General features: G+C 62.6%; 13 protein-coding genes. 9 read left to right on the top strand and 4 right to left on the bottom strand.

Annotated elements, in window-relative coordinates; all coding sequences use genetic code 11:
* Positions 1 to 15 precede the first annotated feature (15 nt).
* Complete coding sequence (locus AWB79_RS00715) at positions 16 to 585, bottom strand: cytochrome b (protein WP_061165465.1); 570 nt, start codon at positions 583 to 585, stop codon at positions 16 to 18.
* Between the two features lie 459 nt (positions 586 to 1,044).
* Between AWB79_RS00715 and AWB79_RS00720 the strand changes: the two genes are divergently transcribed.
* The 5 genes from AWB79_RS00720 (at position 1,045) to AWB79_RS00740 (ending at position 5,576) form a co-directional block, all read left to right on the top strand.
* Complete coding sequence (locus tag AWB79_RS00720) at positions 1,045 to 1,713, top strand: paraquat-inducible protein A (RefSeq protein WP_061165466.1); 669 nt, start codon at positions 1,045 to 1,047, stop codon at positions 1,711 to 1,713.
* Positions 1,710 to 2,390 carry a paraquat-inducible protein A gene (locus tag AWB79_RS00725; RefSeq protein WP_061165467.1) on the top strand — a complete coding sequence of 227 codons (681 nt, stop codon included), beginning with the start codon at positions 1,710 to 1,712 and terminating at the stop codon, positions 2,388 to 2,390. Before AWB79_RS00720 ends, AWB79_RS00725 begins: the two co-directional genes overlap by 4 nt.
* On the top strand, positions 2,383 to 4,074 hold the full coding sequence (locus AWB79_RS00730) for a PqiB family protein (protein ID WP_061165468.1): 1,692 nt from the start codon (positions 2,383 to 2,385) through the stop codon (positions 4,072 to 4,074). The genes AWB79_RS00725 and AWB79_RS00730 overlap by 8 nt, the downstream gene beginning before the upstream one ends.
* Complete coding sequence (locus AWB79_RS00735; protein WP_061165469.1) at positions 4,071 to 4,778, top strand: PqiC family protein; 708 nt, start codon at positions 4,071 to 4,073, stop codon at positions 4,776 to 4,778. The genes AWB79_RS00730 and AWB79_RS00735 overlap by 4 nt, the downstream gene beginning before the upstream one ends.
* 186 nt (positions 4,779 to 4,964) lie before the next feature.
* Entirely contained in the window at positions 4,965 to 5,576 is a 612-nt protein-coding gene (locus AWB79_RS00740; RefSeq protein ID WP_198398953.1) for a glutathione S-transferase N-terminal domain-containing protein, read from the top strand.
* 318 nt (positions 5,577 to 5,894) lie between these two features.
* Here AWB79_RS00740 and AWB79_RS00745 read toward each other — a convergent pair whose 3' ends face one another.
* The 3 genes from AWB79_RS00745 to AWB79_RS00755 all read right to left on the bottom strand — a co-directional run bounded on the left by AWB79_RS00745 (position 5,895) and on the right by AWB79_RS00755 (position 8,305).
* Positions 5,895 to 6,452 carry a TetR/AcrR family transcriptional regulator gene (locus tag AWB79_RS00745; RefSeq protein ID WP_096031496.1) on the bottom strand — a complete coding sequence of 186 codons (558 nt, stop codon included), beginning with the start codon at positions 6,450 to 6,452 and terminating at the stop codon, positions 5,895 to 5,897.
* A gap of 176 nt (positions 6,453 to 6,628) precedes the next feature.
* Positions 6,629 to 7,759: a tRNA 2-thiouridine(34) synthase MnmA gene (mnmA, locus tag AWB79_RS00750; RefSeq protein ID WP_061165471.1), complete on the bottom strand. Its 1,131-nt coding sequence runs from the start codon at positions 7,757 to 7,759 to the stop codon at positions 6,629 to 6,631.
* Positions 7,760 to 7,822: 63 nt separating this feature from the next.
* Positions 7,823 to 8,305, bottom strand: a complete 483-nt coding sequence (locus AWB79_RS00755; RefSeq protein WP_061165472.1) for an NUDIX hydrolase — start codon at positions 8,303 to 8,305, stop codon at positions 7,823 to 7,825.
* A 225-nt stretch (positions 8,306 to 8,530) separates the two neighbouring features.
* Here AWB79_RS00755 and AWB79_RS00760 point away from each other — a divergent pair, with 225 nt between their 5' ends.
* The 4 genes from AWB79_RS00760 (at position 8,531) to AWB79_RS00775 (ending at position 12,310) form a co-directional block, all read left to right on the top strand.
* Complete coding sequence (locus AWB79_RS00760) at positions 8,531 to 9,676, top strand: Re/Si-specific NAD(P)(+) transhydrogenase subunit alpha (protein ID WP_061165473.1); 1,146 nt, start codon at positions 8,531 to 8,533, stop codon at positions 9,674 to 9,676.
* A 19-nt stretch (positions 9,677 to 9,695) separates the two neighbouring features.
* Positions 9,696 to 10,016 carry an NAD(P) transhydrogenase subunit alpha part 2 gene (locus tag AWB79_RS00765; RefSeq protein ID WP_061165474.1) on the top strand — a complete coding sequence of 107 codons (321 nt, stop codon included), beginning with the start codon at positions 9,696 to 9,698 and terminating at the stop codon, positions 10,014 to 10,016.
* Positions 10,017 to 11,459 carry an NAD(P)(+) transhydrogenase (Re/Si-specific) subunit beta gene (locus AWB79_RS00770; RefSeq protein ID WP_061165475.1) on the top strand — a complete coding sequence of 481 codons (1,443 nt, stop codon included), beginning with the start codon at positions 10,017 to 10,019 and terminating at the stop codon, positions 11,457 to 11,459.
* Positions 11,460 to 11,716: 257 nt separating this feature from the next.
* On the top strand, positions 11,717 to 12,310 hold the full coding sequence (locus AWB79_RS00775; protein ID WP_061165476.1) for a hypothetical protein: 594 nt from the start codon (positions 11,717 to 11,719) through the stop codon (positions 12,308 to 12,310).
* The last annotated feature ends 71 nt before the right edge of the window (positions 12,311 to 12,381 follow it).

The raw sequence follows: 12,381 nt of genomic DNA on the forward strand, positions 1-12,381 counted from the left end.
AAACAATCGGGACGCTTATCTGAGAAACGGCAACATGCGTCCGAGCAAACCGTCGCGATCGACGAAATGGTGCTTGAGCGCGGCGAGCACGTGCATCACGACGAAGAACAGCAGCGTATAGTTCAGCACGATATGCACGATGCGCAGCGTCGCCTTGAGCGCCTTGTCCGGACCGATGATCGTCGGCAACGGCAGCACGCCGAGATAGACCACCTGCAAGCCCGCGGCCGAACTGTACAGATAGCCCGAAGCCGGAATGACGAGCATCAGCACATAAAGCAGAAAGTGCGTCAGATGCGCCGCGCCCTGCTGCCAGCGCGGCATGCCCTCGGGCATCGCCGGGCCCGGATGCGAGACGCGCCAGAGGAGCCGAAGCACGGCGAGCGCGAATACCGTCACGCCAATCCACTTGTGATACGAGAAGTAGCGGAGCTTCGTCGGCGTGATGCCCGGAATGTCGGTCATGATCCAGCCGAGATAGAACCCGCATACGATCAACAATGCGATCAGCCAGTGAAGGCCGATCGCCGTGGCGCTGTATCGTTGCGCCGGCGCTGTCGTCGCGATGCGTGCGCTGCTTTCCATAGTGCTTTCATCCCAAGGTTCGATGCCGTCCGGACCGCCTTCGACGGGCGACACATATTCACGGCCGCCATGCTACAGCAACGCGGTGCATTTGCCAGCGCCGCTCGAAAGGGCTGCGCAAGGTCGAAAAAGCCTTATGAGACGGGGCTTTGCGGGTACTCGATGCCGCTCGCGCCGAGCTCGTGTGCCACGTGTGCAACGAACTATTCCACGCGTGCAACGGTCGATGAAGGCACGACTATGCGACTCGAACCCTGATCGATTACGGCCTTGACGTATTAACGAGCGAAACGGCGATTTCATTCCGCATGCGAGGAAGCCTGCCGCACGAACCGCCGTAAACGCGTCATTTGATACCATGCTGCTACCAAACGCGCTGGCCCGCTGCTTGCTAAGCTCCGTCGGAGCCGGTTCTGGCGGCGCCCGAATTCTATGCTCGACAAGCCTCGGGCCTCGTTCATGAACGCAAACGAACCGGATGATCTGATCGCGTGTCACGAATGCGACGCGCTTTTCCAAAAACGCGAGCTGCCTCAGCGCACGTCGGCGAAATGCCCACGCTGCGGGTCGCTGCTTTACCGAAGCATTTCGTCGAATCTCGACAAGATCTGCGCCATGACGCTCGCCGCGCTCGTCACGTTCGTGATCGCGCAAGGCTTTCCCATCGTCGAGCTGGACGCCAATGGCCTTACCTCGGAGACGACGCTCATCGGCGCGATCGTCGCGTTGTGGAACGAGCAGATGGAGATCATGGCCGTGCTGGTCTTCTGCTCGACCATTCTCTTTCCGCTGTGCGAACTGCTTGCGCTGCTCTATGTGCTGATTCCGCTGCGCGCGGGCTATGTGCCGCCAGGCTTCAACGGGCTTCTGCGCGGCATCCAGTTCGTGCGCCCGTGGGGAATGATCGAAGTCTTCATGCTCGGCGTGCTGGTCACGCTCGTGAAGATGGTCAGTATCGCGCGCGTGATTCCCGAAGCGGCGCTTTTCGCGTTCGGCGCGCTGACGCTGATGTTCGCCGTCGTCGTGAGTTTCGATCCGCGCGCGCTGTGGGACATCGCGAGCCGGCTCGGCCCACGCGAAGCCAGACGCGCGACGCGCATCCACTCCGACGCGAGGCAGAAATCGTGAGCGATTCCATCGATCCGAAAACCGGCGAGCCATACGCAAGCGCGGCCTACACTACGGCGTCGCGCGCGCATTGCGTGTCCTGTCACGCGTGCGGGCTCGTGCAGCCGCTCGCTCATACCGTCGAGAAGCAACGCTGCACGCGTTGCGACGCGGTCGTGCATCGGCGCCATCCGGACAGCATCGTGCGCACGTGGGCGCTGCTCATCAGCGCAGCGATTCTCTATATTCCGGCGAATCTCTTTCCGATCATGCACACGTCGTCGATTCTCGGCTCCGAGGACGACACCATCATGAGCGGCGTCGCGCTGTTCTGGAACGACGGCGACTATCCGCTCGCCGCGGTCATCTTCATCGCCAGCATTCTGGTGCCGATGCTGAAGCTCGTCACGCTCGCCTTTCTCACCATCACCGTGCAGCGACGCTCCACATGGCGGCCGCGTCAGCGCACCACGCTGTTTCGCATCGTCGAAGGCATCGGCCGCTGGTCGATGCTCGACGTCTTCGTGATCACCCTCACCATCGCGCTCGTGCGCTTCAAGTCGCTCGCCGTCATCACGCCGGGGCCGGGCGCGCTCGCGTTCGCGTCGGTCGTCGTGCTCACGATGATCGCCTCTATGCAATTCGACCCGCGCCTCATCTGGGACAACATCGAACCGTCAGGAAAGAAATATGACTAGCGCCCAAGGTCCGAACGACCCGAAGCAGCCCGCGCCGCCCGCCCCGCCCGCAAACAGCGGCAACGGCAACAGCGGCCAGGGCGGAGGCGGCCTGCCGCCGAACCTGCCCGAGCCCGTGATCGAGCCGCGCAGCCGCTGGCTCCCTTCGCTCGTGTGGGTCATTCCGCTGGTCGCGGCGCTGATCGGCGTGATTCTGGTCGTGAAAACGGTGTCGAGCCGCGGGCCGACCGTCACCATCAGCTTCGTCAGCGCGGAAGGTCTCGAGCCCGGCAAGACCAAGGTGAAGTTCAAGGACGTCGATATCGGCACGGTCAAGACCATCACGTTGTCGAAGGATCATTCGCGCGTGCTGGTCGACGTGCAGCTCACCAAGGAAGCCACCGATTTCGCCGTGAAGGACACGCGCTTCTGGGTCGTGCGTCCGCGCGTGGCGGCGAGCGGCGTGACCGGGCTTTCGACGCTGTTGTCCGGCGCATTCATCGGCGTCGATGCCGGGAAGTCGACCGAGGACCAGACCTACTTCGTCGGCCTGGAGACGCCGCCCGCCGTCACCGGCGATCAGAAGGGCCACACTTTCACGCTGCACGGCGAGTCGCTCGGCTCGCTGGATATCGGCTCGCCGGTCTATTACCGGCGCGTTCAGGTGGGCCAGGTGGTCGCGTTCTCGCTCGACAAGGACGGCACCGGCGTCACCCTGCAAGTGTTCGTCACCTCGCCCTACGATCAGTACGTCGGCACCAACTCGCGCTGGTGGCACGCGAGCGGCGTCGACCTGCGCCTCGATTCGAGCGGGTTCACGCTCAACACGCAGTCGCTCGCGACGGTCGTGCTCGGCGGCATCGCGTTCCAGACGCCGCCGAATCAGCAGTCCGGCCCGCAGGCGCAAAACAACGCGACCTTCCGTCTGGCCGGCGATCAGGCCGACGCGATGCGCGATCCGGACGGCCAGGCGGTGCATGTCGTGATGAACTTCAATCAGTCGCTGCGCGGGCTTTCGGTGGGCGCGCCGGTCGATTTCCGCGGCATCGTGCTCGGGCAGGTCACGGGCATCGGCGTGCAATACGATCCGAAGTCGCATTCGTTCCTGATGCCGGTCACGATCGATCTCTATCCGGATCGCCTCGGCAGGCGCGCCAAGAACGCGTTGCCGGTGCAAGGTTCGGTGGCGAGCCAGGACATGCTGGAACTGCTCGTGAAGCGCGGCCTGCGTGGCCAGTTGCGTACCGGCAATCTGCTGACGAGCCAGCTGTACATCGCGCTCGACTTCTTCCCGAAAGCGGCGCCCGTCAAGGTGAACGTGAGCGCCGATCCGTTCGAATTGCCGACCGTGCCGAACACGCTCGACGAGCTGCAGCTGCAGATCGCCGACATCGCGCGCAAGATCGACAAGATTCCTTTCGACGAGATCGGCACGAACCTGAACGGCTCGCTGAAGAACGCCAACGCGCTGTTCGACAAGCTCGACCGCGAAGTGTTGCCGGAAATGCGCGACACCCTCACGCAGGCGAAAAAGACTTTCGGCGACGCGCAATCCACGTTGCAGCAGGATTCGCCGCTCCAGTCCGACGTGCATCAGGCGCTGCAGGAACTGACGCGCACCCTGCAATCGCTCAATGCGCTGGCGGATTATCTGGAACGCCATCCGGAATCGTTGCTGCGCGGTAAATCGGGAGACAAACCATGAAGTTCGGCGCGTTGATCACTTTGGGCGCGGCCGCGATGCTCGCAGCCTGCGCTTCGCCGACGAGCCGTTTCTACACGCTCGGCGGCGACGATGCGCGCCCGACGCCGTCCACGGCGCCATCGTTTTATTTCGAGCTCGCGCCCGTCGACATGCCGCAGCAGGTCGCGAAGAATCAGTTGGTGGTGCAGACGAGTCCCGCGCAGGTGCAGGTGCTGGAAGAAGAACGCTGGGCGTCGCTGCCGGGCGACGAAGTGCGGCGCGCGCTGTCCGCCGATCTCACGCAGCAGCTCGGCGCGATCGATGTGTACAACACGCCGCGTCCCGCTTCGGTGCCGGTGTATCGCGTGAAGGTGAACGTGCAGCGCTTCGAGTCCTGGCCGGGCTCGCAGGCCTTGCTCGATGCCGTGTGGAGCGTGCGCGCCGCCGGATCGGATTCGGTGCTGACCTGCAGGACGGTCGCGCGGGAACGCGTCGGTTCGGGCTACGACGCGCTCGTCGCGGGCCATCGCAAGGCGGTCGACGAACTCGCCTCGGCGATCTCCGCCGGCGTGCGCAGCGTGAGCGCACTACATGCGACACCTCCGGCGCCCGGCGCGCCGGTCGCATCCGCGAAGAACAGGGGCGGCGCGAGCACGCGCAGCCCGGTCGCGCCCGTCTTGCCGTGCCCGGTCACGAGCACATCGGCGACTGCCAGCGCGCAGTGACGGCTCCGGCGCCCGGCTTCGCGCCGGGCGCACATCGAATTCTCACAAGCGTGAGGTTGCGCTCGCGAGCGTGATGTTGTCCGCTCGCGACATTGTCGCGCGCCGCTGTCTCGAATTTGCCGATGCGTCGGGTGCGCCCGGTTAAGATCGTCGTCGCCCGCATTCCGAATCAACCGCAAAGAATAGATGATGAAACTGATTGGTTCGCGCCCCAGCCCATTCGTCCGCAAGGTACGAATCGTCATGGCGGAAAAGAAAATCGACTGCGAACTGGTGCTCGAGGACGTCTGGGCATCGGATTCGAAGATCCACGACTACAATCCGCTCGGCAAGGTGCCCTGCCTCATTCTCGACGACGGGGAAGCCGTGTTCGATTCGCGCGTCATCTGCGAGTTCGTGGACACGCTGACGCCGGTCGGCAAGCTGCTGCCGCAGGAGCGTCGCGAACGCACCGAAGTGCGCTGCTGGGAAGCGCTCGCCGACGGCATGCTCGACGCGGCCGTGCTGATCCGCCTCGAAGGCGTGCTGCGCGACGAAGCGCATCGCAGCGAGGCATGGATCGAGCGTCAGCGCCACAAGGTGGAAGACGGCCTGCGGGCAATGGCGCGCGGCCTGGGTGCGAAACAATGGTGCTCCGCGAACCGCTTCACGCTGGCGGACATCGCGTGTGGTTGCGCCCTCGGCTATCTCGATTTCCGCATGCCGGAGCTGAACTGGCGCGAGGCGCAACCGAGTCTCGACAAATATTTCGCCAGACTCTCGCAGCGGCAGTCGTTCGTCGATACCGCGCCCGTTTGATCTGCTGCTCGAGTGCTCCCGCGCGCGGCGGGAGCGTATCGATCTGTCATCGAGAGATCGGCTGAAAAATATGAGATTTCAGAAAAATCAGCCGCCAAATTGCATCTATCACTAGATAGAGGAATCCGTACGGTCGAACCATATGATGAGCCCAACACTGCGTTCGACTGCGACAATGCTGCGAGAACGGGACATATCAAAGGACGAAACCATCCGGGCCCGCTTAGAAGTTCAATTGCCGGTCAAAATCTATCTACTCATCAGTAGATAATCAACCGCCAATTCAGCGCTTTTTCACATGGTTATCCACAGGCTTATCTACCGCCGAACCGTGTCCGCGACTTCATCCAGTCGCGCGCGGGTCTGAAACAGCCGGCTCGACAGCAAGCTGCCCTGAAATGCCGCGTAAAGCGCGCGCGCCGTGGACTCGGGCTTGCCGCCGGCGTAGAGCGTATCCTGCGCCTCGCCCTCCGCGAGCACTTTGGCCAGCCAGTTCTCGTTCGCCTTGTAGAACGATTGAACCGCGTGCCGCACCTTCTCAGGCAGTGAATCGATGTCCGAAGCCAGCATCCCGCACAGGCAAATCTGATTGCCATCGCCGATGATCCGGCCGAACAGCTTCGCATAGCGGTCGAGCTTCTTGTCGGCGGGAGCGGAGCTGTCGATGGCGTAGATGGTCGACATCACGTCCGCGCTGTAAGCGTTCACGGTTTCCAGCGCCAGATCTTCCTTGGCCGGGAAGTAATAGTGGATGCTCGACGTTTTCACGCCGACCCGCTCCGACAAGTCGCGATAGCTGAAACCGTTGTAGCCGCGCGTCATCAGCAGCGTCTGGGCATGCTCAAGCAGCGCCTCGCGTACCGTGTTCCTGTCCATTTCCATGTCCCCATCCACGTGCGACTTGCGTAATTTATCTATCGCTAGATAGACAGTCAAACGCTTGTATCAAAAAAGCTTTTATCGGATCGATAGGTTTTTGAAGGACGGCGCCGGAAAGAAAAAGCCCCGGCCGAAGCCAGGGCTTTTTCTTTCCGAACCGACGCCGTATCGGACTAGCGCCCCGCCGAAAGGGCCGCCGCCTGCGCCGCATTCTGCCCAACCGATGCCTGCTCGATGACGCCTCCGCCGAGACAGACATCGCCCTGATACAGCACGGCGGACTGCCCCGGCGTCACGGCCCATTGCGCGTCGTCGAAATGCAGCGCGAAGCGGCCTTCGTCCGCACGCGCGAAGCGGCACGCCGCGTCCTGCTGCCGATAGCGCGTCTTCGCCCCGCACGCTGCGCCTTCTTCTGGCGCGAAGCCCGCGACCCAGCTCGTATTGCCCGCGACGAGTTCCGGCGACAGCAACCACGGATGATCGTGGCCCTGCACGACATAGAGCGTATTGCTCGCCATGTCCTTGCCCGCGACGAACCACGGCTCGCCGCTGCCGTCCTTCGCTCCGCCGATGCCGATGCCCTTGCGCTGCCCGAACGTATAGAACGCGAGACCGATATGCTCGCCGACGACCTTCCCTTCTGCTGTCTTCATCGGGCCGGGCTTGGTCGGCAGATAACGGTTGAGGAATTCGCGGAACGGCCGTTCGCCGATGAAGCAGATACCGGTCGAATCCTTCTTCTTCGCGTTCGGCAGGCCGATCTGCGCGGCGATCTCGCGCACTTTGGTCTTGGGAATTTCGCCGAGCGGGAACAGCGTCTTCGACAATTGCGCCTGATTCAGCCGATGCAGGAAGTACGACTGATCCTTGGTCGAATCGGTCGCCTTGAGCAACTGGAAAAGCCCCTCATGCTCGCGCACGCGCGCGTAGTGGCCCGTCGCGATGGTTTCCGCACCGAGCGACATCGCATGATCGAGGAACGCCTTGAACTTGATCTCGGCGTTGCAGAGCACATCGGGATTGGGCGTGCGGCCCGCCGAATACTCGCGCAGGAATTCGGCGAACACGCGATCCTTGTATTCGGCCGCGAAGTTCACCGCTTCCACATCGATGCCGATCAGGTCCGCCACGGACACCACGTCGATCCAGTCCTGCCGGGTCGAGCAGTATTCGCCGTCGTCGTCGTCTTCCCAGTTCTTCATGAAGAGGCCGACGACGTCGTAGCCCTGTTCCTTCAGAAGCCATGCCGTGACCGACGAATCCACGCCGCCCGACATGCCCACCACTACCTTTCGCTTGCTCATATGAATACCGCGCGTTGATCCCGAATCCGCCAGATGCGGCTCGTCGCGCAAAAGAAAAGGCGTTTAAGCCCGCACTACCGGCGCGACCGAATGCGTATGAATGAAATCGAGCGGCACGCGCCGCCCGGATAAATAGTCGTCGACACACTTCATGACGAGCGGCGTCCTGTGCCGCCCCGCCGATGCGCGCAACTCGTCGGCGGTGAGCCACATTGCGCGCACGATGCCTTCGTCGAGCGCACGGTCGGTCTCTTCTCCAGCGGACTTGCCGCAAAACGTGAAGCGCAGGTACGTGACATCGCCGCCCGGCCGCGCGAAGTGCGTCATGTACGCGCCGACCAGCGCCTCGGGCTCGAAGCGATGCGCCGTTTCCTCGAGCGTCTCGCGGATCACCGCCTCGACGAGGGTTTCGCCCGCTTCGAGATGACCGGCCGGTTGGTTGATTCGCAGCCCTGCCGACGTGTGCTCCTCGATGACGAGAAAGCGTCCGTCCCGCTCGACGATTGCCGCCACCGTTACATGGGGGGCCCAAGTATCTGATTTCATGGTCAGATATTTTACCGTCCTGGCGACGATCACGCGCGCTCGGCCTAAGGGCCAGGCGTCGATCGTCGTAAACGCGGAACGAGTGCCGGATCGGACTCTTGCGTGCGCATTCTTCGGTTACAGTTGCGATAGCCGTCAGTTCCAGCATTAGAAATAAAACTCAGCCTTAAGCCTTCCTAATCCTTGCCCGGGTGACGAAGGCAACAAAGACAGGAGGATTACAAGATGCACATTGGAGTGCCTGCCGAAACGCGGGCGAACGAGGCGCGCGTCGCCGCCACGCCCGAAACGGTCAAGAAGCTCGTCACGCAAGGACATCGCGTTTCTGTCCAGAGCGGCGCGGGCTTGCCGGCAAGCTATATCGACGATGCGTTCGCTCAGGCGGGCGCGGATATCGTCGATGCCGCCACGGCCTTTTCCGCCGAGATCGTCCTCAAGGTCCAGTCGCCGAGCGAAAGCGAACTGGTCATGTTCAAACCGGGCGCCGTGCTCGTCGGCATGCTCGATCCTTTCAACACCGAGAACACCGCGCGGCTAGCCAGCGCCAACGTGACCGCGTTCGCGCTCGAAGCCGCGCCGCGCACGACGCGCGCGCAAAGTCTCGACGTGCTTTCGTCGCAGGCGAACATCGCCGGGTACAAGGCCGTGCTGATGGCCTGTCAGTACTACCAGCGCTTCATGCCGATGCTGATGACCGCCGCCGGCACCGTGAAAGCGGCGCGCGTGCTGGTGCTCGGCGCGGGCGTCGCGGGCTTGCAGGCGATCGCGACGGCCAAGCGTCTGGGCGCGGTCGTCGAAGCATCCGACGTGCGTCCGGCCGTAAAGGAGCAGATCGAGTCGCTCGGCGCGAAGTTCGTCGACGTGCCCTTCGAAACCGATGAGGAACGCGAAGCCGCGGTAGGCGTCGGCGGCTACGCGCGCCCGATGCCGCCCTCCTGGCTCGCGCGGCAGGCGGCGCAGGTGCACGAGCGTGCGAAGGCGGCCGACATCGTCATCTCGACCGCGCTGATTCCAGGCCGTCCCGCGCCCACGCTGATCTCGGTCGAAACGGTCAAGCACATGAAGCCGGGCTCGGTGATCGTCGATCTGGCAGCCGGACGCGGTCCCGAGTTCGAAGGCAAGAAAGGCGGCAACTGCCCGCTCACCGAAGTCGATACGGTGGTGATGAAGCATGGCGTACATATCGTCGGCCATACGAATCTCGCTTCGATGGTCGGCGCCGACGCCTCAGCGCTCTACGCCCGCAATCTTCTGGACTTCCTGAAGCTGATTCTGACGAAGGAAGGCACGCTCAACATCGACCTCGCTGACGATATCGTCGCGGCCACGCTCCAGTGCCGCGACGGGCAAGTCACGCGCCCGGCCGCTTAAGGCCGACACGGAGACGCACATGGATGTCATCAATCACACGGTGATCAACCTCATCATCTTCGTGCTGGCCATTTACGTCGGCTACCACGTGGTGTGGAACGTCACACCTGCCTTGCATACGCCTTTGATGGCCGTGACCAACGCGATTTCGGCGATCGTGATCGTCGGCGCGATGCTCGCGGTCGGGCTGACCGTCGGCGCGGCGGGCAAGTTCTTCGGCACGCTCGCCGTGCTGCTCGCGGCAGTGAACGTGTTCGGCGGCTTTCTCGTCACACGGCGAATGCTCGAGATGTTCAAGAAGAAAGAGCCCAGGAAGATCACGAGCAAGGAGGGCGCGTAAATGAGCCTGAACGTCGTTACTCTCCTGTATCTCATCGCCTCGGTGTGCTTCATCCAGGCGCTGAAGGGCTTATCCAACCCGAAGACCGCGCGTATCGGCAATACGTTCGGCATGGCGGGCATGGCGATCGCCATTCTCACCACGCTCGCGCTGATCGTTAAACAGGCGGCGTATCTCGAGGCGAATCTCGCGCTCGGGCTGTCGCTGCTGTTCGTCGCGCTGATCATCGGGGGCGGCGCGGGCGCGTACATCGCGGCGAAAGTCGAGATGACGAAGATGCCCGAGCTCGTCGCGGCGATGCACTCGCTGATCGGTCTCGCGGCGGTGTGTATCGCGTACGGCGTGGTCGCGGAGCCGGCCGCGTTCGGTCTCGCGCCGCTCGGCGAGCCGATTCCGTACGGCAATCGCGTCGAGTTGTTCATCGGCACGTTCGTCGGCGCGATCACGTTCTCGGGTTCGGTCATCGCGTTCGGCAAGCTGTCGGGCAAATACAAGTTCCGGCTGTTTCAGGGCGCGCCGGTCACCTATTCGGGACAGCATCTGATCAACCTGCTGCTGGCCGTCGCGATGGTCGGCTTCGGCGTGATCTTCATGCTCACCGAATCGTGGCTGCCGTTCATCATCATGACGATCATCGCGTTCGCGCTGGGCGTGCTGATCATCATTCCGATCGGCGGCGCGGACATGCCGGTGGTCGTCTCGATGCTGAACTCGTACTCGGGCTGGGCGGCGGCGGGCATCGGCTTCTCGCTGAACAACCCGATGCTGATCATCGCGGGTTCGCTGGTGGGTTCGTCGGGCGCGATCCTGTCGTACATCATGTGCAAGGCGATGAACCGGTCGTTCTTCAACGTGATTCTCGGCGGCTTCGGCGGCGAAGCGGGCGGCGCGGTCGCGGGCGGCTCGACGGAGCAGCGTCCGGTCAAATCCGGTTCCGCCGATGACGCCGCGTTCATGCTCGGCAATGCCGAAAGCGTGGTGATCGTGCCGGGTTACGGTCTGGCCGTGGCGCGCGCGCAGCATGCGCTGAAGGAGCTGACGGACAAGCTCGTGGAGAAAGGCATCGATGTGCGCTACGCGATTCACCCGGTCGCGGGGCGCATGCCGGGCCACATGAACGTGCTGCTGGCCGAAGCCGAAGTGCCGTACGAGATGGTGCAGGAAATGGAGGACATCAACAGCGAGTTCGGCCAGACGGACGTGGTGCTGGTGCTCGGCGCGAACGACGTGGTGAACCCCGCCGCGAAGACCGATCCGAAATCGCCGATTGCCGGCATGCCGATTCTGGAAGCGTACAAGGCAAGGACCATCATCGTGAACAAGCGCTCGATGGCGGCAGGTTACGCCGGCCTCGACAACGAACTGTTCTATATGGACAAGACGATGATGGTGTTCGGAGATGCGAAGAAGGTCGTGGAGGACATGATGAAGGCGGTGGAGTAGCTACAACGGCTCTGCACTCAACAAAAAGCCGCTATCCGTCCGGGACGGATAGCGGCTTTTTTGTGGCATGCGCAAACCAGCCGCATGCGCGCAAACAAAATTGACACGAGCACAGTTATCGGACACCGCTTTGCTTGGGCAAGATAGCGGGAAAATCTGCAATCGTTCGCGGCGCGCTGGAAGCACCGTGCCACGACGTTGCAATTCCCGACGGCGTCGAATCTCGAACGCCGCGTTTCTCAGGCGATCGATCCTACATGTCCACGTTCAACCTCGTCTCCACCGCTCGAATCAAGACGGTCAAACGTCTGCGGCGCGCATCGTGCGTCGGCGTTTTGCTACTCGCAGCGACCGCGTCGTTCAATGCCAGCGCGTCTAAAATCGAATTTCCCTATCAGGACCGCTCTCTAAAGCCAATTTCGTTTCCGGCCAACATCGTCGTGCCAAAGGACGTCGTGATCGGCACGCTGCTCGCGGAAACGAACTATGAACCGGACATCAGCACGGACGGAGGGATTTGCGACATCACGAAGATCGTATCGGTCAATGGCACGCCCGCACCCAGCGTGCGCAATGCCTACCAGACCAATCTTCCGGGCGTCGGCATACGCTTCCTCGTCACGGACGGTTGGAACGGCGATGAGAAACCAGCCCCGTCCGTCAGCAGCTTCCCTTTGAACAGCACGCCTCAAGCGTACGAGCACCACATCATCGCGCAACTGGTCGTGACCGGCCCCTTTTCCCCGGGACAGCTCAAGACGCTGCCGAGCCTGAACGTCATATTCAACGGCACCTGCATTTCGTCTGTGGTTGTAACGCAATTCATTGCGCCAGGTACAGTCATTCGGTAACCGAACGCCACGCCACCCGGCGCGCGTAACCGCAGTCGATGGATCGAGCATGGCCATGCGCGGATATCGCC

This window comes from Caballeronia hypogeia (assembly GCF_001544875.2).
GTDB classification, from domain to species: Bacteria; Pseudomonadota; Gammaproteobacteria; order Burkholderiales; family Burkholderiaceae; genus Caballeronia; species Caballeronia hypogeia.

Bases quoted from the DNA above. Each gene is read 5' to 3' on its own strand.
- AWB79_RS00775 (WP_061165476.1), top strand. From the start codon at position 11,717: ATGTCCACGTTCAACCTCGTCTCCACCGCTCGAATCAAGACGGTCAAA.
- AWB79_RS00720 (WP_061165466.1), top strand. From the start codon at position 1,045: ATGAACGCAAACGAACCGGATGATCTGATCGCGTGTCACGAATGCGAC.
- AWB79_RS00740 (WP_198398953.1), top strand. From the start codon at position 4,965: ATGATGAAACTGATTGGTTCGCGCCCCAGCCCATTCGTCCGCAAGGTA.
- AWB79_RS00755 (WP_061165472.1), bottom strand. From the start codon at position 8,305: ATGAAATCAGATACTTGGGCCCCCCATGTAACGGTGGCGGCAATCGTC.
- AWB79_RS00715 (WP_061165465.1), bottom strand. From the start codon at position 585: ATGGAAAGCAGCGCACGCATCGCGACGACAGCGCCGGCGCAACGATAC.
- AWB79_RS00760 (WP_061165473.1), top strand. From the start codon at position 8,531: ATGCACATTGGAGTGCCTGCCGAAACGCGGGCGAACGAGGCGCGCGTC.
- AWB79_RS00770 (WP_061165475.1), top strand. From the start codon at position 10,017: ATGAGCCTGAACGTCGTTACTCTCCTGTATCTCATCGCCTCGGTGTGC.
- AWB79_RS00745 (WP_096031496.1), bottom strand. From the start codon at position 6,452: ATGGACAGGAACACGGTACGCGAGGCGCTGCTTGAGCATGCCCAGACG.
- mnmA (WP_061165471.1), bottom strand. From the start codon at position 7,759: ATGAGCAAGCGAAAGGTAGTGGTGGGCATGTCGGGCGGCGTGGATTCG.
- AWB79_RS00765 (WP_061165474.1), top strand. From the start codon at position 9,696: ATGGATGTCATCAATCACACGGTGATCAACCTCATCATCTTCGTGCTG.
- AWB79_RS00735 (WP_061165469.1), top strand. From the start codon at position 4,071: ATGAAGTTCGGCGCGTTGATCACTTTGGGCGCGGCCGCGATGCTCGCA.
- AWB79_RS00730 (WP_061165468.1), top strand. From the start codon at position 2,383: ATGACTAGCGCCCAAGGTCCGAACGACCCGAAGCAGCCCGCGCCGCCC.